This window comes from Glutamicibacter sp. FR1 (genome assembly GCF_047300825.1).
Taxonomy (GTDB): domain Bacteria; phylum Actinomycetota; class Actinomycetes; order Actinomycetales; family Micrococcaceae; genus Glutamicibacter; species Glutamicibacter nicotianae.
Genome location: NZ_CP178602.1, coordinates 1549021 through 1573176 on the forward strand (window position 1 = coordinate 1549021; position 24156 = coordinate 1573176).

Here is a 24156-nt window from a genome sequence, read left to right on the forward strand (position 1 = left end):
CCTTTCATGTTGTACTCGCGTGATGTCCAGGCTGATCCGCTGAAAGTCTCATGCGGTGCAATGCAGCTAGAACATTGAAGGACTCTTTTCGTGGCAGTTGAAATTCGATCTATGCAAGACCTAGCGCAGTCCGGATTGCAGACTTTGCGCACCCAACGGTTGAAGCGTAAGAGGTATCGCTATTACAGCGGCTACCAAGAACTGAATCTTGTGATTCGTGATGACGTACTGCACCTGGAAGCCTGCGTTGCCCAGTCTGTTCAATCTGTTTCGGTATTACACGGAAGCCACATAGTTCTTGCAGTGACGCCACTTGAACATGAACCGCTAAAGAGCGGCAACGCTGAACTCCGTCGGTTCCAGGCACAGATCTCACTGGATTCAGTTCTGGATCAGTGGCATGAGTACCGGGAACTTGCTTCAAATGATGAAGAGCCGGAACTCAGCTCTGTTGATTCGGATGAGGCAGATGACGACCATGTCACATTGGATGATGAGCAGTACTCCGGTACGGTACGTCTCGCGCTAACCTTCGTTTCCGATTTTAATGAATTGCCTTCCGGCATTGCATGGTTGCAACTTGCTGAAGGCGGCGAATTGCTCCGGCGAAAAGAAGTCCGGGAGCGCATAGAGGCAGGGGAACTAATCCTCGATGGACCCGTAATTGCCCACCGCATTTTGGGACGGTTTTCTTCAACAGCCTTCAGCAGCAACACGGTCTACCATGCGGGCGATCGAAGCGTAGGACTGTATATCAATAAAAAGGCCGAAGTTGCACTGGCCATTAATCGACCATTGCGATTCAAGTACCGGATCCGTACAGATATCACCCAGATACATGATGGAAAGCTGTCCTTAGGCGGCGTTCTGGAAACGCAAAGCGATCGGTTGTCCTCAGCCACATTGCAACTTGTTGGACGTAAGTCCGAGTTCAGGCTTGACGTTCCAGTCGAGCTGAACTTTGATGAGAAAGATGCAGAAAAACGTTTCGGACGTGCCAGCTACGGCTGGTCGGCATCCCTAGACTTCAAATCTGCAGACTGGACGGCGATAGATCGTGGCGATAACTACGATCTCTATTTACTGGCTGCCCCGTACTCCGGAGGTGAACCCGCTCGGGTTCGGGTAAGTCGCACTCCATTCGCCGTGCGTAGTACAACGCGAGCCGGTACAGTGACCAACGGTGATAAGACTCTAGCGATCTCTCCGTACTTCACCTTTAAAGCGAAATCTACATCGCTGATACTGGAAGTGTTCGACAAAGAAGCCTTTGCCGTCCTTGCGGACGCTAGGCAGCGCAGTTTCCCGATTAGCCAGCCATCCGATTCCAAGCCGATCTGGATCATTGGCGAACTATCCTATAAAGCCCAGGACAACGGGTTGCACCTGTTCAATTACCTGCGGCAGGAACGTCCAGATATTGATGCCTACTACGTCATCGATGAAAACGCTCCGGACTTGCGGAATTTCGACTCCATGGATCACGTCGTTTTCCATGGCAGCAAAGAGCATTTTGAATTGGCTATTCGTGCGCAACGTGTCATCGGTACTCACCACGCAGATTACCTGTACCCGACGAGGCACCATAGCTTTTCATCGCGTTGCCGTGCTACCAGAGTATTCTTGCAGCATGGCGTCATGGGAACTAAATGGATGGTTCCCAATTACGGCAAGAACTCGCCTGGCTTTGCTACAGACCTATTCATGGTGTCGTCAGAGCGCGAGAAGCAATACATCGTTAAAGACTTCCTTTACTCGCCGGAAGAAGTAAAGGTCACAGGGCTATCCAGGTTCGATTCCTTGCTGGCCAAGGATCTTCACGTGAACGAGAATTTGCTGCTGATCATCCCGACGTGGCGGGACTGGTTGCAGAACGAGGACGTGTTCCTTGAATCGGACTACCTTGAGCAATGGAAGAACCTGCTAAATTCGGTGGAGCTGGCAGACCTGGTGCAGAAGCACGGCTTGGAAGTAGTTTTCTGTCTTCACCCCAACATGATGCAATTCAGGGATCATTTTGCTGGATCGCCGGCCCGGCTGATCGTCCAGGGTGAAATTGATGTCCAAGAACTCATTAAGACCGCTGCGATCATGATCACCGATTACTCTTCGGTGAACTTCGACTTCAGCTTCCTGCACAAGCCTGTTCATTACTATCAGTTCGACCGTGCTCGATTCTTGGGTCCCAACGGTTCGCATTTGAACCTCGATGATGAATTGCCCGGTCGCATTGCTTTCGACAGCGAAACGTTGTTGAGGGATCTATCTCATACACTGGATCGTGGCAAGGCCATGGAGCAGAAGTTCCGTCAACGGGCTGACGTCTTCATGACACATCGGGACCAGAACAATTCACGACGTATTGTCGCAGAAATTGAACGAGCCGAATTGCGTGGCAAACCCAACGTTGGTTGGCGCGCAGAATTGCCAGTTAAGCTGAAGAACAAGTTCCGAGGGCATAAGCGGTACTTTGATGTCATGCGCAAGCTTTACAAGCTGTACAAGCTGGCACCAATGGATGAAGACCTCATCGTATTCGAATCCGGTCTTGGACGTCAGTACGGAGATTCTCCTCGATATATCTACGAGGAATTGCTGCGACAGGGAGATACACGACGCAAGATTTGGGTTTACTCAGGCAAGCACCGCTTCACCGATCCGTTGACGTCTACTGTAAAGCGGTTGTCGCCGGAATACTTCTGGTACCTCGCACGGGCGAAATTCTGGGTCAATAACCAGAGCTTCCCTCACTACGTGAAGCGTCGTGCCAAGGGCGTGTTCCTGCAGACATGGCATGGTACGCCATTGAAGCAGATGGCTCTCGATATCCGAGAAGTCCAGGGCCGCGATGAGGGCTATCTGGACCGAGTTACTCGAGCTACGCGTCAATGGACGCATCTGATTTCGCCATCTCGCTACACCAGTGAGATTATGCGGTCTGCATACGCATTCTCGGGCGAAGCGGTGGAACTCGGATATCCACGGAACGATATCTTGACGGGTCCTGACGTTGCCGATCAAGAACAGCGCGTGCGTGATGAGCTTGCGATTCCCCCTGGAATCAAAACGGTTCTCTACGCGCCGACATTCCGTGATGATGCTGCCTCAAACCGAGGTAAATTCCGATTCGATCTGCCAATGGACCTGGACGAGTTCGACCGTCGTTTCGGTGAAGACACCATCCTGATGCTGCGCATGCATGTGCTGATTTCAAATGCAGTGTCAATTCCGGAGAGCCTGCGGCATCGCATAATCGACGTGTCCAGTCATCCAGACATCCAGGAACTGTATCTGGCCTCAGATGTATTGATTACCGATTACTCCTCTGTGTTCTTCGACTACTCACTGTTGCGTCGTCCGATTATCTTCTATGCATATGACCTGGAGAACTACCGCGATAACCTTCGTGGTTTCTACTTGGACTACGAGAGCGCGCTGCCTGGCCCGATTGTCGAAGAAGAGAGTGACCTCTGGGATGCACTCGCGTCAGCCCTTGCGGGGGAACAACTTCATGGTGTGAACCGTGACGACTTCATCAAGAAGTTTGCACCACATGATGATGGGCAGGCCGCACGACGCGTTGTTGAACGCTTCTTTGAATAGGGAAGTCCTCACTGGCAGTTGAGAAGGTGTTGCCGGAACAGTCCTAGTTCCGGCAACACGATTCTGGCAAGCGGACTAGCGATCAGCGATGCTATCCTCGTGCACAAGGGAAAGAGTTTCGGCAATGAACCGCTGCATGCTGGCGCCTCGGGAAATGTCGCCAAAGTAGTATTCGACCAATTCGTGCAACTGGCGGTTGTTGCTATTGAGCGCGTCATGGGCGAGGCGAATTATTTCGTCAGCCTGCTGGGCCGACAACGCAGGGACCTGTCGAAGTGCAGGTGAGTCATCAATAGTGGCGTCGCCTGACACCGGTGCGGTCACGAACATTGGTTTTCCCGTTGCCAGGAAGTCGTAGGCAACGGCGGAAATATCAGTGACACAAAGGTCAGCGATTGACCATTGCCAACCCCAATGCGAGGAATCGTCGAAAATGAATCGTGCGTTGGAAGTATCGTCGTGAGCATCCAGCCGTTTGCGGATTCGTTCTACAGCCTGCCCATATGGTTTTGCACTCATCCCCGAACGCGGATGCGGACGAAAAATGATATTGAAACCGCCATCCTTGATCAGTGCGTCGACCAATAGCTCACCGTGCGAAAGTGCTGATCCGTAATTCATCGAAGGCCTGTCACCTTCCCACGTAGGCGCGTAGAGAAGCGTAGGCAGCTCCTTATTCACTGTTACGGGCGGTGTGTAGTTCACATCTATTTGAGGACGACCTATGAGGCGGCAGCGCTCCGAAGGGTCGAAGTTGCGTAGGTGCTTTGCCAGACGATTCTTGGCTGCTTCACCGGCAGAAAATACGTAATCATAGGCCTTGAGCTGATTGGACCACATGTAGGCTTTCTCGCTTTCACCGTGGCAGATGAAAACATGGTTAGGTCCATTGAGCCGAAGAGCTTGGAAATTGCGAATATTCTGGTTCACATAGAACACCACGCGCAGATCCTGAGTATGCATGAGCCGTTCGATGTCGTCCACAGCAGGGGCGTAGTGGACCGGTAGCGGGCATTCCTCGCGCAAGGACAGCGCAGTTTCGGGACATCGAACGAGAATTACTACAGGCACGAATTCTGCCAAGGCTACAAGTGGCTCATACCATTGCCTGAGCTGGTAGGCATTGACCATTTCATCGGGAAAGTGGAGCGCGACCTTGTACCGGCCAGCTCCGACGGGCAGCTCGTGGAGTTCTGTGGCGTGGTTCCGAATGAACTCAATGCGTCGTCGAGTCGCAATGCGCTTCCGGAGCTTTTCGACGACTCTATCGACGGTATGTATTACATTCATGAACTATCCCTCAGCACTTAAATCGATGCGTGACTAAGCATAATTCTTCATACTGCAATTCTTCGGGAGGTTTGCTATAAGCCATTTTGCGTCGGGTTGCTCTTAGCGTGGTCCTGCCTTATCGGGTGCGTTGGACGCCGTTGAAATCTGTTCAGCATTTGTCTCAACCACTCAAATGGACCGTGCAGAATCTGATCCGCTTCCTGCGCTATGCTGTGGTGAGTGCAACACTGATATCGAACGCTAAAATTGGTTTCAGTTTGGGAACTTGGCCAACGGCAAGCTAAGATGAAATGTCGGACTATGTTTCTATAGGAGTCATCATTAGCGAAAAGCGTTCTGATCGATCGCCGCACGGCGAACTCGATCGCAACTCGCCTCTGGTTTTTTCAACCAGGGAGCTCGGCCGTTCGCCTGGCTCGATGAAAACTCTCAAAGAGCAGGTTCCGGCGCCCACGGATGTGGGAAATGCACTCATCGGTATTCGTGGAGGATCTGAGCTTGACTTAGATCTTCGCTTTGAAGCCGTGCATGAGGGAATTCTGGTATCGGGTACCGCTACAGCGCAGATTGCTGGGGAATGTGGACGATGCCTGGAGCCCATCGAGTACGATTTCGAGGCTGATATTCAAGAGCTCTTCTACTATGAAGAGAGCGAAGAATTCGAAGACGATGATGATGTGGATCAGTATTGGGTGGTTGGTGACTTGATTGACATCGATCCGGTACTACGGAGCGCAGTGGTTACCGCCCTGCCGTTCCAGCCGGTTTGCCGGGAAGATTGCTTGGGGCTCTGCAGTGAATGCGGAATCAGCCTCAACGATGACCCCCAGCATGATCACGAGATCCTGGATCCACGTTGGGCAGCGCTAGCGCAGCTGTCCGACATTGTCGCAGAGGATGCGACAAACGATAAAACGTCAGACAAGAGAGAAGAGAAGTAGTCGTGGCTGTTCCAAAGCGGAAGATGTCCCGTGCGAATACTCGTGCCCGCCGTTCTCAGTGGAAGGCTACCGCACCGAACCTGGTGAAGACCGTTGAAAACGGTCGCGTTACCTACAGCCTGCCTCACCAGGCTAAGGTTGTCACCGACTCGGCTGGTACCGAACTGTTCCTTGAGTACAAGGGTCGCAAGGTCGCAGACGTCTAAGACATGTCTTCTAAAGAAGAACTTATGAAGCGTCTCGGAATCAACATTGATTCCGAGACGTTTCGTCTTGCATTCACCCACCGCTCCTATTCATATGAGAACGGTGGCATTCCAACAAATGAACGTCTTGAGTTCCTGGGTGATTCAATTCTTGGCTTCTGCGTTGCAGAATACCTATACGCAACTTTCCCGCTTCTGCCAGAAGGCGATCTCGCGAAACGGCGCGCGGCTATCGTCAGCACCCGCGCCTTGGCAATGATTGCCCGCGATCTGGAAGTGGGGGAGCACTTGCTCCTGGGGCGTGGTGAAGCGCAGTCCAATGGCTCAAAGAAGTCATCCATTCTGGCAGACACCATGGAAGCCATCCTTGGAGCAACATACCTGGTCCAAGGTATGGAAGCGGCACGCTCATTTGTGCTTCGTTTCGTCACTCCACTGCTGGAGGATCCTCGACTGCTGGGCGCAACCACCGACTGGAAAACTGTAATCCAGGAAGAAGTAGCCTCCCAAAAACTAGGCGAGATGCACTACCAGGTCAGCGGTTCCGGTCCCGACCATGCCCGTACCTACCTCGCTGAACTCCTCATCGGTGACAAGGTATTTGGCGAGGGGCATGGGCCGTCCAAGAAAGAAGCCGAGCAGGAAGCGGCACACAAGACTTGGCTAATGCTGCATCCTGGTGAGCAGCTACCCAAGGGATAGCATTCAGCGCATGCCAGAACTGCCAGAAGTTGAAGTCGTCCGCGAAGGCTTGGACAAGTGGGTTCGCACTCGAACGGTGAAAACCGTTCAGGTGCTCGACCCCCGTTCTGTCCGCCGCCATGCCGATGGCGTTGAAGATTTCGAGCAGACCCTGAGCGGCTGTTCCATTGCTTCTGTTGTTCGCCGTGGCAAGTTCCTCTGGATGGACTTGGAAGGCGTATCTACGCCGGCGGCCTTGGTAGCTCACCTGGGGATGAGCGGGCAACTTCTTGTTGAAGAGCCTGACGCTCCCGATGAGAAGCATCTAAAAGTACGCCTATCATTGAGCAATAAATCTGGCTTCCCAGGCGAATTGCGCTTCGTCGACCAGCGAATCTTCGGCGGAATGTTCCTGTCGCCTCTGATCGCAACACCCGATGGGTTGCCTGCGGGCGCAGGTTCGATACAGGCATCGATCCCATTAGCGGCTGCACACATCGCCAGAGACGTCCTGGACCCTCACCGCAATCCCGAGGATCTGTACGTCGCGCTTCGCAAAAAGAATACAGAATTGAAGCGGGCCATTCTGGACCAGGGGATCATTTCAGGCGTCGGCAACATCTATGCGGATGAAGCCCTATGGCAAGCGTGCCTCTCCGGATTGCGCAGTACCGCAACAATTAGGCGTCCTGAAGTTCAACGCCTCAACGATGCCTTGGTTGATGTGATGACGCGCGCCCTTGCAGCTGGGGGTACCAGCTTTGATTCCCTCTATGTTAATGTGAACGGTGCCAGCGGTTATTTCTCCAGGTCATTGAACGCCTACGGGCGTGAAGGCAAGGCCTGTTTGCGGTGCGAGGAGAACGGACGAGAATCGTTGATTCGACGCGATCCGTTTATGGGTCGTTCCTCATACAGCTGTCCCGTGTGCCAGCCACGTCCCCGTCGAATGCGGAAATGATCTACTTATCTGAAATTAGGTCGAAGACCTGCGCTAAGATTTCCTGATAATATTCGGGTTGATAATGATACTGCGAACTTCCCCATTTGTGATTTTCATCGGAGAAGCTGACTTCCGGGGACGGCTTGACAGAGCGAAAACCTAACTTTCGCAAGTACAGGAAATAGGGTTCATATAATTTATTTGCGTGAAGAGCAGACCAATTCCTAAACTTAGGAACATTATTGCCTCTCTCAGTATGGTCAGTCCAAACCGTCTCGATGTATATGCTCTTGCTGAATAGGCCACATTCGATAAGAATATCTTTGAGACCTTGAACTCCTTGTTTCCAAAGTTCTAAATGTTGACTTGTACCGAAATGAATATTTCCTTTGGCATAGGGAAAATTACCTAAAAGTTTTGATTTTGAGAGTTCAGCTGAGTTCGTAATGTACCGCCCGCCCTGGAGTCGATATACTCCTAGCCGTTCACTTAAGATGTCAAATAGGAACACATCAGAATCGTTCGATTTTTGGCGTAAAGTAGGGAAGAGGGAGGAATTGATGTCTCCGACAACCATTCGTGAATTGAAGTTTGTCGGTGAATTTGCTGTATTTATTCGCGTTTCTGGTACGGAGTTGGCACTGATAAGCGACTGGCGAGCGACGTACCCGGTTAGTATATGAGCGTCCTTAACTAGCTCGAAGGTATCCCTTGAAACGCAACCACCGAATATGAAGAAATTTACCATTGTTCCTGCGGAATAGGTTCTAATAATTATTAGAAGAAGTTTCTCTGTTGACTAACTTAAGTATTTAAACTATCCGAAACTGAGCCAGGCCATGATCCCACCGAGGCTGTATAGATCACGAAGCTGCTTTTTGTTTAGGGTATTTGAAGTTGATAATTTGTGAATATATTCAGTGTAGACAGTTCCCTGTAAAGCGGTCCCATTCGTTTTTTCGAGAGCACTAGATAATAGTTCCTGTCCCGTTTCCTTATAGACGACTTGCCAAAAATTGACTCCTAGGCCATTTGCTTCGTCAACCTTAGCCTTACGCTGTGCTGCCGAAAGCTTCGGTTCAGTGGCATTGAGCTGCTTGAGTACAGATAAGAATGTACTATCTGTTTCGCATTCCGGCGTGAGCCCCTTGGAGAAAGAAATTTTGTCGTCGTTCTGTGGCCAGGATCGAATTTCTCGTCGTTTTCGTAACTGGAGAAGGTCCTTGCTGTATCTGTCATAGTCAAAGGGCCATGATAGCAAATCTGGTTTCAGTGATTCTAATAAATCATGGCCAACGACATTTGCCGATCTTACATGCTGCGTCGATCTGCGTGCTAACTCGAAACCAGCAACGGAATACAGCGGGTCAAACCTAGAACCTACGCGGCTCCATAGTAACGAAGTCTGGCCGATGTGGTATCGATTTCTGTTATGTGTGTAAAAAGCATCCCCAATGAAATCGATATCCTGATACAGGTGGGACAAGTAGTCGAATTTAGTTCTTAGTAAGGATGAGATCTCTGCAATTGCATCTGGTGATAGATAACTACCCTTCGGATTTGCGGTAGGCAAGTAGCTTGATACCAGGACCGAAGTATCAATTTGATCACGGGCGTTCGTAATCTTTCGGTTTCCAAAGAATGTTCGCAGCACCTCGCCGTATCCACCGCCCATGGCGCTGACTGGTACAGCGATCTCACGTCCGAATGGCCCCGTATTGGTTATTCCTCCACTAGCAAAGAGTGCCCCCATTAAACGTTCGGACATGTTTGTCGTAGGGGCTGTAGTGAGTCCTGCGCCATCTACTCGATTAAGCCCATACTGTCTTGTCAAGCCATCGGCGATAATTCTGTCGGTGGAACCCTCAGGACCGGAGCAGAATATGTTGACTCGATCACTTAGTCCGAGATTCAGGACTGCGGAGAGAACTAGACGTGAGTCAAAGCCGCCAGTCAAATGGGAGATGACTTGTTGAGAATTTGAATCTGCTATTGCTTGGACTGAACTTTGGACGTCGGATCGAAGAATTGTAAATAATTCGAGAAGCGACGCAGATTGAAGGTTCTCTCGAACTTTGTAGTGCTTTGTAAATACTTGATTGCCTTGCAGTACGAAATACTGGAAAGGTTCGAGTGATTGAACACCCTTGTAACTTGCGGGTGTAAGACCACCGTTGCCAAGCATAAGACGCTCTATCTGGAACAATGGCTCCTTTTCTAAGGTGATTCCATGTTCCTCGATCGAGTGTGCAAGCTCTACAATGCTTGTAGAAACGAATGATTTGCCCTGTACGCTGAAAGAAAATGCCAGTGCACCTCCCAGAGGATCGGGCAGACAAGCACTCCACGAATTGATGGTATCTTCTACGAAGAGTGCACCGGGGTTTCGTGCGCCGCTTGACCACCAATCAGCAATTTCTTCAACACTCCAGCTTTCCGCTACCTTGGGTAATATTTCATCGAGCTCGGCTGTTCGTTTAACGCAGTATCCGTTGAGTATTACGCTACCGTCGAGCCAGAAACGTCGTGAACCGCGAATAACAGGTTCTTCATGCCGTTTTACAATACTGTTTGATGGTCTGGAATTGCTTGGTGTATGAGGTAACCCTGTAATGACCGGAGCGTAAGTCTTATTGGAAGCCATGCCCCTAAGCTTACTATGGCAAGTCTAGGCTTGCCGCGATGCGCTTTGTCTGGTGTCATTCAGTAATTTAAGTTAAACGAGGAAGTGGCGAGATATCTGGGCTTGCAACCGGATTCTAGAGTACCTCAATTGTTGAAATTCGATAGCGCTGTATTCCAATGTGGTGCATGACTAACGAGTGCTTTAAGAGGTTTCATGTATTCATGCGCGGGAGGTACTATATGCCCCTTTCCCCAATGCTTAATCTTAAAATGAATATTTGTTTGCCCCTTAGTGGCGGCTTCAAAGTGTGAGAAGTGATTCTCGTAATACAACTTGTCGCCGCTATTTTGTATATAAGCTACGGTATTTTCCCTTCCTTCCTTGTACCACTTTGACATGCTTGTCGGGATTCTCTCGGCAACCATTTGCGGGTTCCAACCCGGATAAGCTATTTGGGAATAGTCGTCGAAGCGGTCAGGCTTACCAAGGAGTTCTATCCGGGGGTTCATTACTAATGCAGCTGATTTTGGGAAAAATGTACTGTAATGAAGCGCTGCGTATCCGCCTGCGGAGGAACCGAAAAAAATAAGATGCGTTTCATGCCTGGGGTACTGAGTTAGGGCGATGATAGCCGGGATGAACTTACCGGACGGTACTCGTTTGGTGCTCTGGTGCCAAAAAGTTAATAGCTTCTCTGCCCCGCCACAAGCTGAGTCGGCGAAGGCGAGCAAATTGACCCCAAGCTCGTCCGCAATACGTGAGCCTGTGAAAATCGGATATTCAACGGTATTAGGACCTGTCGCCGCATGGAAAGTGACGAGCGTGACGGGCGAATTTCGGTCTTCGAAATAGTAATCGAAATATCTTCCGTTCGATTTTACAATAGTGAGACCCTCAGTAAGGCCGGCACGAAGTGAGGTCTCTATGTCTTCGAATATGCGTCTACCTTTTGAGGAGTACTTCTTTATGTTCCTGGTGCGGTTTTGCATATTGAGACCCTTGCCTGAAGTTGGACGGTTTTTTTACCGTTATAAAATTTCGATTCTTCGCATCGAAATTTTAAGCCTGCATCGTAGTTATTATATGACCGGTGTTGCTGCGCTCGAGTGAGTCTTTGCCTAAGACTTGGGCGCTGTCCTTCCATCCGGAGCCCGCTCCTATAAGTACACGACAAAGAGGAGAGCGGTTGGTCGTCTAAGTGAAATTTTGTCAGGAGCGAATGCGGCGTTGTTTTCGATTTAAGTCGAGTTTTGTTATTAAAAAACTAACTCTTTAGCTGTTGTTGACGGATTCATTAATTGTTCTAAGAGGTTGGCAATTAGAGACGATGGCGGCGGTGCATGCCCTTCGGCAAATTCCCTTACGTAGACGATGTGATTGTCATCCAGTGAATTGATCCCCTCTTGTAGTTCTTTTGATGTTGTTAAGGACCACAGTGGCAGAAGATGTTTGGTGCGATGCCAATCAGCACTGTTTTGAAGGTAAATTAGGCGTCGAGGCGTGGTGAGTGTCTCACTACTTAAAACGTTGGTTGGTACTTTGGAATCAGTTCGGCTTTTGCAAAATTGTTTCCATTCAGATGAAGCCAAGGTGGCGTACGCGAAATTAAAGCGACTTCTCAAATAAGCCTTTACGAAACGCTCTGCGTATTCGTACAGATCGGTTTGTGGGTTCCAAACCAGAGCTGTCGAGTCACCTTTAAAGTTTGAAGCGATATTTAGAGCGGCGAAACCACCTCCAGATCCACCTATAAAAATCATCTCACGATTAAGGCTTTCTTGCAGTGCTGATAAAGTAGCGAGGAGATTCGTTGTGAAGTTGTCGTTAGGTCCGCCTGTGTACCAGGCTAAGCTGAGTGAAACGTCATCGTCTAGACTCGGGTCAGCGATAGCAACAAGAGGAAGTTTTTTATTATTCGTCAGGCCTAGCCCGGAAAAGAACGGACCCTTCTTTTCGCCGCGAGAAGAGATGGCACCTGTGAAAAAAACTGGCTGTGCTTTAAAGTCGGAAGTACTTATATGCTCGTTGACGTAAATGTCTATTGGCAATTGTCCGTCGCCGAATTGAATAGTGTGGATGCCTGAGAGCATGCTCCAACGATTCTTAAAATCGTCAATGTTGTCCCATGTATAGTGAAGAACTTGCCATTGTCTGAAGTTTTTATTCGACATTCGTTTGCTCGCTTTAGTGAATGATTAGTGTGGCGTAAATTAGCTCGGTGAGACTGTTGAGTTTTTGATTTTCAATGATTTTACATTATATCTGGATATCTGAGCATCCCGGTGTTTTCATTGCCGATCAAGGCATATGAACTGCTGGAGGTAAGTAGTAGACGACTACCTGTCGAAGTTATTTTGCAGGTCAGCTAGAAGGCGCTCATTGAATGGTGCCCAAGCGTCAACGGCCCACTGTCCAAAGTTCTTATCGGTGAGCGTCACACAGGCTAGACGATGCTCGGGGTCCACCCAGAGGAATGTGCCGGACTGCCCGAAGTGCCCGAATGTTGACGCCGGATGGCTTGCGCCTGTCCAGTGTGGCGATTTGGATGATCGGATTTCAAAGCCGAGGCCCCAGTCATTCGGATTCTGCCGCCCATAGCCAGGCAAAATCCCAGCAAGGTTCTCGAAATGAACACGCGTTGCGTCACGCAAAGTAGCTTGGGCCACGATAGTTGGGTTCAACAGCTCAGCAGAGAATTTTGCCAAGTCCGCGGCAGTGGAGCGCCCATCCTTCGCGCAGCTGCCGGCAATCTCAGTATTAGCCATGGCCAGGGGAGCGAAGACAGCCTCTTGCGCATACTCCGACATGCTGATTCCAGTCTGCTGCTCTAGATGCCCTGCAAGCTTCTCGAATCCGAAATTCGAGTAGCCGCGTTTGGTGCCCACGGCAAAGCGGATCGCTTCGGAATCGAAGTCATAGCCGGCTGTATGTGCCAGGAGGTGGTGCACCGTGGAACCCTCTGGCCCTGCAGGATCTTCGAGGGTTATAGCTTCTTCTTCCAGCGCTACCAAGAACGTGTAGGCACTGAGCAATTTCGTCACCGAGGCCAAGGGATAAACGCGTGCAGTATCACCGTGCTGGTCAACGATTGCCCCGTTGCCGTTGACTACCACCGAAACCGCATTGTCACTTGGCCACTGGTCAATCTGCGTCAGAATGCTCATAGAATGATCTATCCCTCGAATTTCGTTCTTGGATTTTGCGAGCACAACCAGAAAATCCCTACCGTGCTTCGCTAGAATTGCCACAAGGATTGGGTTTGGATGCCCAACCCAACTTTAGCCATTCGACCCAAACTTAGGAACTTCACGCCGTGCATCTGAAGACTCTCACCGTTCGCGGATTCAAGTCTTTTGCGTCGGCGACCACCTTTGAATTCGAACCCGGTGTCACAGCAGTTGTCGGGCCTAACGGCTCGGGCAAATCCAATGTGGTAGATGCGCTCTCTTGGGTCATGGGGGAGCAGGGTGCCAAGACACTTCGCGGCGGCAAGATGGAAGACGTGATCTTCGCCGGCACGTCGGGTCGCCCACCGCTTGGACGTGCCCACGTTTCCTTGACCATCGATAACGCAGATGGCCAGCTTCCCATCGACTATGCAGAAGTCACTATCTCCCGCACCTTATTCCGTACCGGCGGATCCGAATACGCAATTAATGGAAGCTCGTGCCGTTTACTGGACATTCAAGAGCTGCTCTCGGACTCCGGCCTGGGGCGGGAAATGCATGTGATTGTCGGGCAGGGGCAGCTGGACCGCATTCTGCACGCAACAGCCGAAGACCGGCGTGGCTTCATTGAAGAGGCGGCCGGCGTGCTCAAGCACCGTCGGCGCAAAGAGAAAACTCTGCGTAAGCTGCAGGCAATGCAGGGAAACCTGGATCGCCTTGAGGATTTGAGCGCTGAGGTGCGGCGCCAGTTGGCCCCGTTGGGACGGCAGGCGAAAATTGCTCGCCGCGCGCAGACGGTTCAGCTCGACGTTCGGGATGCGAAGTCTCGCCTGCTCGCTGATGATTTGGTCACGCTGAATAACAAGCTAGCACAAGATATTGATGACGAATCAAAGATCCAAGCTCAGCAAGAAGAGGCTACTGCGCGCCTGGAACGCGTCAAGAAGCATATCGAAGAACTCGCTTCCCAGATGGAGACCATAACCCCGCGTCTTGGCCAGATTCAGGAAACATGGGTTGCGCTGAGCACCCAGGCAGAAAGGTACCGCTCGCTGGCCGCGTTGGCTCGTGAACGAGCGAAATTGCTGGAAAGCAACGAAACTCATTTCGATTCCAGCCGAGATCCTGAGCGGTTGGAAGCCCAAGCTGAGCGAATGAGCGCAGAACTTGAGGAACTAGAAGAAGCTCTTGAAGACCGCCATGAGATCCTGGCTGAAGCCGTTGAAGCTAAGGAGCAGGCAGAGGAAGCTTCGCGGGCTGAACAACAACGAATGGCTGCCATGCTTCGTGCTGCAGCGGATCGCCGCGAGGGTATGTCCCGGCTAGCCTCCCAGGTGGCTTCAGCACGTAGTCGTGTCGACGTAACTCGTGCTGAGATATCTCGCCTTCAGGAAAGTGCCCGTTCCTTCGACTCGGATCTTGAATTGGATTCGCGCTCTCACGCCGAAGTCGCCACCGATCTTGAAAAACAGCTAGCTGGCGAAGCACAGCTGAATCAGGATTTCGAGAGTGCGGATCAAGAACATTCAGCATTGTCAGAAGCCCACAACATCGATAGCCAGCGGGAACGCGAGCTATCTGTGCGTGTTTCCGGACTGCGCGCACGCCTTGATGCCCTGAAGCTGAACTCAAAACCAGATGATCAGTCCGCTCAGCTTCTTCGTTCAGCTGCTGGCAAGCTCCTGGGGCGTTTGGGTGAGCTGATAACGGTCAACCCCGGATATGAACAGGCCATCGCCGCGATATTGCGTGAGAACGCCGAAGCCTTGGTAGCCAAGAACCTCGGCAACGCGCTGGAGCTCATCGAAGAGGTTCAACAGCAAGAGGCCAGCCAGGTTTTCCTTCACGCAGAGCTGTCTTCACAGGTTGCTACTGCGGCTGGCGTGGCTGACGCTGTCAGCGCTCGTGAAGTTGTTGCGGCCGATAGCGCTTTGGACAGTTTGCTTGATCTGCTTTTTGATGGCCACTACATCATTGAGGAGATGAGCCAAGCGCCGGCAGTGTTGGCACAGCGCCCGATGGCTTTGCTCACCACCTTGGACGGCATAACTGTTTCCGCGTTACGCAGCTCTGTGGGAGATTCAGCGGGCGCTTCCTTGATCGCTCAACAGGCGTTGGTAGAACAGACGGAAAACGAACTATCCCAGTGCCAAGAAGAACTTTCATCAGTTGAACAAAGACTGGCCCAACGAGGTCCAGAGCTTTCCGTCGCCCAGCAACAGCGCGAAGACGCCTTGTCCGCTTTAACGGAATCAGACGCGACAATTGATGAACTGTCGTCGTATCTGGCACGTCTCGGGCAGAAGCTGCGGAGCGCGCAATCGGATAAATCCGCGTTGGAAGAAAAGCTCGAAGCAACGCTTGAGAAGCTGGAAATTGAGCAGGAGTCTCTGGAAGAGATTACTGAGCGCATGGAACTTGCTTCGACCGATCAAGACGAAGAAACCGTGGACGACGCGGCCCGGGCAGCACTGGCCGATGCCGCGGCCGCCGCACGCCAGCAGGAATTGGAAGCCCGTCTGGCCTTGCGCAGCAGCGAAGAGCGAGTTTCTGCGTTACGCTCACGTATCGAGGGGTTGCGCCGCACTGCGGCCGCCGAGCGAAATCACCGTGAAGTCGCTGCCCGGCGTGCTGAACAGCGCAAGGCCCAGGCCGTCAATGCGAACCGCATTGAGCAAGCCGCTGATCGCGTTCTGCGTTTCATTGAAGTATCGGTATCCATGGCTGGCCAAGAACGCGAAGAGCTCGACGGCAAAAAAACCGAACTCGAATCCATGCTGGGTAGCCAGCGCAGGGAAGCGGAACAGCTCTCCGCAGAGCTCGCTCGGCTTGCGGATGCCGTGCATCGCGATGAGATGGCCCGTGCCGAACTGCGGATGCGTATTGAGAACCTTGAGACCAAGGCACTGGAGGAACTGGGATTCACTCCCGATCATCTGATTGCCAACTATGGTCCAGACCAGCTGATTCCGGAAGCTGTTGATGAAGACGACAAGTGGGGTGCGCTGCGGCAGAGCGTTGACGAAGACGGAAACACTGTCGGTACCCGAGCCTATGATCGCGTGGAGCAGGAAAAGCGGCTGAAGAAAGCAGAACGCGACTTAGCGGCCCTGGGCAAGGTCAACCCGCTGGCACTTGAAGAATTCGCCGCCTTGGAGGAGCGCCATAAGTTCCTGTCAGGCCAGCTCGAGGATTTGAAGAAGTCCCGCGGGGATTTGCAGCAGATCATTGCTGACGTTGATTCCCACGTTGAACGAGTGTTCACCGAGGCCTACAACGACACAGCCGTGCAGTTCAAACGGATCTTCGATCGCCTGTTCCCAGGCGGCGAGGGACAGCTCGTGCTCACTGATCCGGAGAATATGCTCACCACCGGTATCGAGGTGGAAGCGCGTCCGGCCGGCAAGAAGATCAAGCGGCTCTCGCTGCTCTCCGGTGGCGAGCGTTCGCTGACTGCCGTCGCTTTGCTGGTCGCCATCTTCAAGGCGCGCCCTTCGCCGTTCTATGTGATGGATGAGGTCGAGGCGGCCTTGGACGATATGAACTTGGGTCGCCTGATCACGATCTTTGAAGAACTACGCGAGTCCTCCCAGCTGATTGTGATTACCCACCAGAAAAAGACCATGGAAGTCGCCGATGCGCTGTACGGTGTCACCATGCGAGGAGACGGAGTTTCCACGGTGATCAGCCAGAAAATGGAAAGAGCTGTAACGTCTTAGCCACTGCGGTACAGTTGGAATTTACAGGTACGAGCTAATTCGTTCTGTAATTCATTATCTCTACTTAGGCTGGCATGGCATTTTTCCGTAAACGCAGCAACGATAACTCTGCAGTTCCGTTACTTTCTGTCCGTGGGGGAGCTGAGGATGAGTCTATTGTCGCGGAGGCGCAAAAGAGCCTAGAACCTGCTCCATTAGTGAGCGTCGTTATTCCTGTTTACAACGCCATGCCGTACCTGACGGAACTGCTTAATTCACTTGAAGCCCAAGACTTGAAATCAGAAGATTTCGAAGTCATCGCAGTAGATGACGGCTCTACGGATTTTGGCGGAGAGATCTTGGACGTCTATGCGAAGCGAAATTCGAACTTCAACGTTGTGCATCAAGAAAACAGCGGTTGGCCCGGTAAGCCGCGCAATGTGGGAATCGACCATGCGCGAGGAGAGTATGTCTTCTTCATCGACAGTGATGATCGGTTGGGTATCGAAGCGCTCAGGCGCATGACGTCCTTCGCCCTGAAACATGACGTGGATGTTCTTGTCCCGAAAATGGTGGGCTTGGACGGCCGAAGAGTTCAAGCGAAATTATTCGGGAAAACAATTCTCGATGTTGACTACGACGTTATTTTGCGGACCTTGTCGCCGCAAAAGATGATTCGGCGCAGTCTGCTCAATTCGCATGGTATCCGCTTTGTCGAAGAGAAAGTCAGGCTGGAAGATGGCATCGCCATGGTCGAGGCTTATTCTGCTGCTCAGCGAATAAGCATCCTTGGCGACTACAACTACTACGAGATCCGGCTGAGATCCGACGGCCAGAATATTAGTACGGAGCGAATCGATCCTGCCGGTTACGTTGATTCCTTGTCCAAGATCGCCCAAACAATCGCGGACTACACAGGAGCGGATCTGGTGTTGGCCCGGAAGCGCATTGCCGGATTGTTCGTTCGCAAAGGCTTGCGCTTCTACGACGGCCAACGCTTCCTTCGCTTCACTGCCGAACAGCGTGAGGCGTGGGTATCAAATCACAAGGGTTTCTTGGAAACTTTCCACCTGGACAACCCTGCAGAGTTCTTCAAGCCGCAGGACGCTCGGCTGGTCGAAGCCATCCTAGACAGCGATATCGCGTACTTGGAAGAGCATGCACGAAAGAAGATCGAAGCGGAACAACCGCCAGCGGTTGTCTCGATTGAGAATACTGCTGAAAATGTTTCTTTGATTGTCGATTTGCCCGCTACGGATCCGGCGCCGAAAGGCATCCATATCAGGGATCGGGACACCGAAATCCTGGCCAAGGGTGAAATCGCAATTGACGACAGCGGATCACGAATTACTGCGTCTTTTTCGCGAGATTCCGTGCTTGAGTCTGTCTCCCGATTGGGCAACATCTTCATCGAGTGCCATGGAGTTCCTGCAAAACGGATCAAAATGGGGGAAAATGTTGCGAACCAGGAATTCGATGGTTTGCTGGTCTATGCAACCTCGAACGGATATTTGAGCATAGATACTCGCCAAGTGAGGTAGCACGTCGGCACATTTAGTCGTGCAGCTGGGCTTCAAATTGCCCTGCGACGCCGTGCAGAAGCAAAGAAGCTCGTAGTTGCCGCTAGCGGCAACTACGAGCTTCTTTACTGTGCAACGGCTAATTCGCCATGCTTACGAACACGTATTAATCTTTCCGTCATTCCGGTAAGCAACTGTTGAATCAAGAGCCAGCGGTCCGCCGATGAGGACGTTGGTCCAGCCTTCCATGCTGGTCAGTGCCGAGCCGATTGATTTCGGCAGGCAGGTCTTCTTGGCCAGTAGCATTGGCGCTCCGTTATAGCCTGCTGCAACAGCACCGCTGAGCCCGTCAGGGAAATTCTTGCCGTTGGCAATGAACTGTCGCTGTGAACCATTGGGCCAGAAGGCCTTGGCGATGACAGCACTGGTGTCATATCGCGTTGCGCCGCCATAGCGGGCGATGCGGGCATTCGGAACCGCCTTGCGGATCTGGTTTTCCGCAGTCTTGGAAACCGCCAGTGGTCCGCCGGCCAAATACACTGTGGAAGGATTCAAGCGCTTCAGTTGTTTCAAGATGGCGCTCGGGACGTACTTCTTGCTGCTCAACAGCAACGGAGCCTCGCGGTCCGCCGCGACTGCCGCCATGGACAGGGCATCAGGGAACGAACGTCCCGAGGCAACGAACACGTTCTTCGCAGAGGACCAATTCGTAGCGATCTCGGCGCTGGTTCCGTAACGGGTGCTTCCCGCTTCACGCGATACCGGTGCGTACTTCTTCAATTGAGTGAACGTCTTGCTGCTGACTGCGGTCGGGCCACCTGCAATAATGATGCGCGAAGGATTCAGGCGTTTGATTTCCGCAGCTACCTCGCTGGGCAGGTACGCCTGCTTGGTCAACAGCAAAGGAGCGTTGTGGCGGTTGGCCAGCGAGGTGACCGACAGCGCATCGGCGAAGTGCGCGCCTGAAGCGACAACAACAGTCTTCGCTCCATAGGGGAAGGTGCGCTTGGAGATCGCAACAGGAGTTCCGTAGCGGTTGGCACCAGACATGCGCGACGGGCCCAAACGGGTTGGCCACACATCCGCATTGCCGAAGTAGCTGGTGGTCAACTTGTAAGCGGTGCTGCGGCGGTTCTTTGCGAAGTCGCGCAATGAGGTCAGGTCGCCGTTCCACACGTTGGCATCCACGTTATTGGTCGAGCCCAGCATATTGGAGTTGGATGAATACTGCCAGACGTTGAACGTGGTCCAGCCTTCGGGAAGCTCCCGGGGGTTCTTTGCGACGTCAGCGGTCGGGAAAATGGACACATGCAGTGGCCAGGACTTGAACGCTACGGAATCACCGGTGCACTCGTCCCACCAAGACTGGGCAGTGTAGATCATCGGCAGGCGGCCGGTCTTGGCCTTGACGGTGTTGCCGAAGTCCTTGATCCACGCGACCATTGCCGAAGGGGACATGCCGTAGCACTTATCGCCCTTGCCCTGCGGGTAAGCGGTCTTGCTGTACGGGTTCCACTCGATATCCAGCAGTGGAGGCATCGTGTACCCGTCGTTGGTCCAACCGCCGCCGTTGGCCATGAATTCCTGGGCCTGTACAGCGCCGGACGAATGGGCAGGCATTGCGAAATGGTACGCACCACGGATCAGGCCGGCATTGCGCGAGTTGGTGTAGTTCTGGCTGAACTTCGGGTCCTTGTACAAGGACGAAGGCCATGACTGCGTGGCCTTGATGTAGGCGAAGCGTGCTCCGTTGGCCTTGGCGGTGGACCAGTTCACGGTGCCTTGATGGCGGGAAACATCGATTCCGAGGGTGCCCGGCGGACGCCAAGTGCGCAGCTCATCCAGGGAAGCGGGCGCACCGACCTCGAACGGAATGGAAGCGGCAGCATCATCCGAGGCCAGCTGCGCGAGATCCGCCAGCTCGGCCACGGTTGGGACGGTGGCGTCTCCGGTTTCCGCGATTCGCTTGGCACCCTGCCCCAGTTGGGCATCGAGGTGCTCCATATCCAGTTCGGCCAGCGCCTTGTCGGCCAGCTTCACGCGCTCCTTGTTGGAAAGATCTTCACCCTTGGACAGTGCCGTAGAGATTTCCTCAGCAGCTGGCGTGGCCGCCACTGCAGATGTGCTCTGCATTGGCGCCGTGGACTCAGCAACGTTGGTGCCGGTTCCGGTGGTCTCCGGCGCATCAGATGCCGTCGAAAATAGTTCCGGCGCGTCTGTCGCGGTAGCCGTGGCAGTAGGAGATTGGCTTGATTGAGCGGAGGGTTCTTCCGCTGGTGCAGCGAAACCCGGACCCGCAGAAAGCGGGATGGAAAGTGTGGCTACGACCGCAATGGATAGGGCTTTGGATCGTCGTGACCGGAGTGCCGGCATGGATTCCCCTGAAAAATTGAGTGCAAGTGACATGGCAAAAGCCTTTGCCAGTATATCTACCCGATGTTTTCCGGCAAGATTCCGGGAATTAATATTCAGCCTGAAAAACAGTGGAAACGAAGTTGCCTATTCAGTCAATTTCACCGGCTTTATGGTTTTTGGAACTAGAAGCCACGCAATCACCCCGACCAGGCCAACCACTGCCGAAATATTGAATGCCAATTGGAAACTGATCATATCCGCTATGGCCCCTGCCAACAGTGGACCGATAATTGAGCCGAGATCGGTGCACATCTGGAAACCGGCCAGGGCCTTGCCGCCGTTGCGTCCGGAACCAATCACGTCAGCCACGGATGCCTGCTGCGCTGGGCCAAGCAGCCCACCGCCAAGACCAGCCAGCACTGAGAAGACGATGAAGCCAACCAGGGACGTCGAATAGCCCATGGCACCAATGGACAAGAGCAGGATGCTCATCCCGAAGACAATCGGAATCTTGCGGCCAATGCTATCGGTCAGGCGGCCGGAGAACAGCAGTGCGCAACCATTGCCGATGGCAAACACCGTCATGGAAATCCCGGCCGCCGTGGCGCCCATGCCTTGTCCGAAGACGGCCAAGGCGAAGAGCGGGATCATGCTGTTGCGTACGCCGAATGCCAACCATCCGTAGCTGAATCCGGAAAACAACGCCGCGCGGTAGGCAGGGGAGCCCAGCGCCTCACGTGTGGTCACTACTTCGATGTCTGTTTTCCTTGAACGCGGATTGGCGGCATCTGCATCCAGTTCACGGCGGCGGCCCAAGGCCATGTAGACCACACCCGCCGCAATCACCAGGGCTGTTCCGTAGATCAGGAAGGGAACACGCATGCCCAGCGGGGCGAGGAGGGTCCCGAGAACCGGGCCAAAGACATTGCCCAAGAGGAAAGAGCCGGCGTACAAACCCGAGATGCGTCCGCGGGACTTCTCCGGAGCCAGGCGTGCAATCAGCGCCATGGCCGAAATGGTGAACATGGTTGAGCCGAATCCACCCAGGCCGCGGGCAATCAACAGCTGGGTGTAGTCCTGCACCACCGCGCAGAGCAAGGTGGATAACGCCACCAGCAGCACGCCGGTGACGTAGATCCTCGGCTCGCCCAGCTTGCCTACCAGCACTCCGGCTACCGGCGCGAAAATCAAACGGGTAAAGGCAAAGATGCTGACGATGATCGTGGCGGCCGCATTGCCGACATCAAAGCTCACCGCATACTGGGGCAGGATCGGGGCGATGAGCCCGAAACCCAGGGCGATGATGAAGGCCGCTACCAGCAGCACGCCAATCTCCTGGGGGATCGGCGGCCTGGTGGTACGGGTGGTTTTCAATGCCATGTCTATTGGAGAGATGGTTCTGCCGACAAGCGGGCAGCAACCGTCAGCCTTTCTGGAACGACGTGTAGGGCGAATCAGCCCACCTGCCAGTCTAGCCCCGGATGCCAAATACGCTTTCGCTGGTGCTGCGTGCCACATGATCCCTAAATCCTTGGAGATATGAGACGATTTAAAGCGTGTCTGATTCGCTTATATTAACCATCATCATTGTCGCGGTTGTTGCCGTGGTGGCCATTGGCGTCATTGCCTTCGTCACCAAGGGCCGCAAGCCCAAGACTCCGTATACGTCAGAGCGCGATGCAGACGACTTGCCAACCGGCCAGAGCGCTGAGGGCGATACTGATGCCGCAGCGGACACTGCCGGAGCAAGCGATGCGCCCATCGCAGTCCAGGAACCTGCCGCACCGGCTGCACCACAGCTCGATGTTCCTGAACCAGTGCAGGGCCGCCTGGCCCGCCTGCGTGCGCGACTGACCAAGTCCAACAACATGTTCTCCAAGGGCCTGCTGGCCCTGCTCAGCCAAGACTCGATTGACGAGGATGTCTGGGAAGAGATTGAAGAGAACCTGCTGATGGCAGACTTGGGTACCGAACCTGCCCTTGAGCTTGTCGACGCGCTGCGCGAACGAGTGAAGATTGAAGGCAGCAAGGACCCAGCCCGGGTCAAGGCCATGCTCCGCGAGGAACTGCTCAAGCTGGTCGACCCGAGCCTGGACCGCAGCTACCTGCCTGAACCGCACCCGGACCGCCCGAGCATCATCATGGTTGTCGGTGTCAACGGCGTCGGCAAGACCACCACCATCGGCAAGATGGCCCGAGTTCTCGTTGCTGAAGACAAGGACGTCCTGCTGGGCGCGGCCGACACCTTCCGCGCTGCCGCTGCAGAGCAGCTTGCCACCTGGGGCGACCGCGTGGGCGTGCCAACCGTTCGCTCGGAGATTGACGGTGCCGACCCGGCATCCGTTGCCTTTGAAGCTGTTTCCGCCGGCATTGACCAGGAAGTCGACATTGTCATGATCGACACAGCCGGACGCTTGCAGAACAAGGTCGGCCTGATGGACGAGCTGGGCAAGATCAAGCGCGTGGTCGAGAAGAAGGCCACCATTGACGAAGTCCTGCTGGTCCTCGACGCGACTACCGGCCAGAACGGCCTGCAGCAGGCCAAGGTCTTCTCCGAGGTCGTCAACGTTTCGGGAATCGTGCTGACCAAACTCGATGGCACCGCAAAGGGCGGCATCGTCGTGGCTATCCAGCGCCAGCTTGGCGTTCCGGTAAAGCTCGTCGGCTTGGGCGAAGGCCCGGACGACCTTGCTCCATTCAACCCCGAAGATTTCGTGGACGCACTGCTCGAAGGCTAATCGAAGCGTCTAAATTTCTTGATCTCCCCGCCATGCAAAATATGGTGGGGAGATCTGTTTAAAACGTGAATGTGCCGTCAGCTGCTTGGTGCGGATTAGTTCAGGGCCTTGGCTGGACAGCGGGCTGAAATAGATGGAAGCTGCCAGTGAAATGGATCACATTGACTATTTGCTGCTTCCGAAGCATCTTCCCGATGCCGGCAGAAAAGTGCAGGTCAATAACTGAAGCGGTCTTCTGGGTCCATTCTAGTTGCGGTATGTCCAAGAGTTTGGTGACCCGGGCTACAGAAAACGTCCAGATTTCTTGGGTAAAGATGCTTTCTGGGGAATTGTGTCCCTTCAGTCCGTACGCACTGCCTGCACGGCACTCCAGATGATTCAGGAT

16 protein-coding genes are annotated in these 24156 nt (G+C 53.3%); 8 read left to right on the top strand and 8 right to left on the bottom strand.

Going from position 1 to position 24156, the window contains the following annotated elements; genetic code table 11:
- The first annotated feature begins 90 nt into the window (after window positions 1-90).
- Window positions 91-3603, top strand: a complete 3513-nt coding sequence (locus ACLQ8T_RS07510; RefSeq protein ID WP_413456251.1) for a CDP-glycerol glycerophosphotransferase family protein — start codon at window positions 91-93, stop codon at window positions 3601-3603.
- 75 nt (window positions 3604-3678) lie between these two features.
- Here the strand turns inward: ACLQ8T_RS07510 and ACLQ8T_RS07515 are convergent, their stop codons facing one another.
- Window positions 3679-4893, bottom strand: coding sequence for a CDP-glycerol glycerophosphotransferase family protein (locus ACLQ8T_RS07515; protein WP_413456252.1), 1215 nt, complete (start codon window positions 4891-4893; stop codon window positions 3679-3681).
- Window positions 4894-5273: 380 nt separating this feature from the next.
- Between ACLQ8T_RS07515 and ACLQ8T_RS07520 the strand changes: the two genes are divergently transcribed.
- Genes ACLQ8T_RS07520 through mutM form a run of 4 tightly spaced genes read left to right on the top strand, consistent with a single transcriptional unit; the run spans window position 5274 to window position 7685 of the window.
- The gene (locus tag ACLQ8T_RS07520) at window positions 5274-5837 is read left to right on the top strand and encodes a YceD family protein (RefSeq protein WP_413456392.1); all 564 of its coding nucleotides are present in this window, start codon (window positions 5274-5276) and stop codon (window positions 5835-5837) included.
- Window positions 5838-5839: 2 nt separating this feature from the next.
- Window positions 5840-6043: a 50S ribosomal protein L32 gene (rpmF, locus tag ACLQ8T_RS07525; protein ID WP_013348816.1), complete on the top strand. Its 204-nt coding sequence runs from the start codon at window positions 5840-5842 to the stop codon at window positions 6041-6043.
- A 3-nt stretch (window positions 6044-6046) separates the two neighbouring features.
- Window positions 6047-6745 carry a ribonuclease III gene (rnc, locus tag ACLQ8T_RS07530; protein WP_413456253.1) on the top strand — a complete coding sequence of 233 codons (699 nt, stop codon included), beginning with the start codon at window positions 6047-6049 and terminating at the stop codon, window positions 6743-6745.
- Window positions 6746-6755: 10 nt separating this feature from the next.
- A complete protein-coding gene (gene mutM / locus ACLQ8T_RS07535; protein WP_413456254.1) occupies window positions 6756-7685 on the top strand; it encodes a bifunctional DNA-formamidopyrimidine glycosylase/DNA-(apurinic or apyrimidinic site) lyase in 930 nt (309 codons plus the stop codon).
- A 1-nt stretch (window position 7686) separates the two neighbouring features.
- Here the strand turns inward: mutM and ACLQ8T_RS07540 are convergent, their stop codons facing one another.
- From ACLQ8T_RS07540 to ACLQ8T_RS07560, 5 genes are all read right to left on the bottom strand, one after another.
- Window positions 7687-8415: a DUF6270 domain-containing protein gene (locus ACLQ8T_RS07540; RefSeq protein WP_413456255.1), complete on the bottom strand. Its 729-nt coding sequence runs from the start codon at window positions 8413-8415 to the stop codon at window positions 7687-7689.
- A 69-nt stretch (window positions 8416-8484) separates the two neighbouring features.
- Window positions 8485-10311, bottom strand: coding sequence for a hypothetical protein (locus ACLQ8T_RS07545; RefSeq protein ID WP_413456256.1), 1827 nt, complete (start codon window positions 10309-10311; stop codon window positions 8485-8487).
- Between the two features lie 125 nt (window positions 10312-10436).
- On the bottom strand, window positions 10437-11282 hold the full coding sequence (locus ACLQ8T_RS07550; RefSeq protein WP_413456257.1) for a hypothetical protein: 846 nt from the start codon (window positions 11280-11282) through the stop codon (window positions 10437-10439).
- A gap of 267 nt (window positions 11283-11549) precedes the next feature.
- Window positions 11550-12464 (bottom strand): hypothetical protein, encoded by a 915-nt coding sequence (locus tag ACLQ8T_RS07555; protein WP_413456258.1) that lies wholly within the window; start codon window positions 12462-12464, stop codon window positions 11550-11552.
- Between the two features lie 165 nt (window positions 12465-12629).
- Window positions 12630-13502, bottom strand: a complete 873-nt coding sequence (locus tag ACLQ8T_RS07560; protein WP_413456259.1) for a serine hydrolase domain-containing protein — start codon at window positions 13500-13502, stop codon at window positions 12630-12632.
- A 104-nt stretch (window positions 13503-13606) separates the two neighbouring features.
- Here ACLQ8T_RS07560 and smc point away from each other — a divergent pair, with 104 nt between their 5' ends.
- Window positions 13607-17179, top strand: a complete 3573-nt coding sequence (gene smc, locus ACLQ8T_RS07565) for a chromosome segregation protein SMC (protein WP_413456260.1) — start codon at window positions 13607-13609, stop codon at window positions 17177-17179.
- A gap of 74 nt (window positions 17180-17253) precedes the next feature.
- Window positions 17254-18699, top strand: a complete 1446-nt coding sequence (locus tag ACLQ8T_RS07570) for a glycosyltransferase family 2 protein (protein ID WP_413456261.1) — start codon at window positions 17254-17256, stop codon at window positions 18697-18699.
- 132 nt (window positions 18700-18831) lie between these two features.
- On the opposite strand, the gene ACLQ8T_RS07575 is transcribed toward ACLQ8T_RS07570, so the two are convergent.
- Both ACLQ8T_RS07575 and ACLQ8T_RS07580 read right to left on the bottom strand, forming a co-directional pair.
- Window positions 18832-20811: a cell wall-binding repeat-containing protein gene (locus tag ACLQ8T_RS07575; protein WP_413456262.1), complete on the bottom strand. Its 1980-nt coding sequence runs from the start codon at window positions 20809-20811 to the stop codon at window positions 18832-18834.
- Between the two features lie 366 nt (window positions 20812-21177).
- Complete coding sequence (locus tag ACLQ8T_RS07580) at window positions 21178-22413, bottom strand: MFS transporter (protein ID WP_413456263.1); 1236 nt, start codon at window positions 22411-22413, stop codon at window positions 21178-21180.
- 176 nt (window positions 22414-22589) lie between these two features.
- On the opposite strand from ACLQ8T_RS07580, the gene ftsY reads away from it, so the two are divergent.
- Window positions 22590-23771: a signal recognition particle-docking protein FtsY gene (ftsY, locus tag ACLQ8T_RS07585; RefSeq protein ID WP_141355589.1), complete on the top strand. Its 1182-nt coding sequence runs from the start codon at window positions 22590-22592 to the stop codon at window positions 23769-23771.
- Window positions 23772-24156 lie beyond the last annotated feature (385 nt).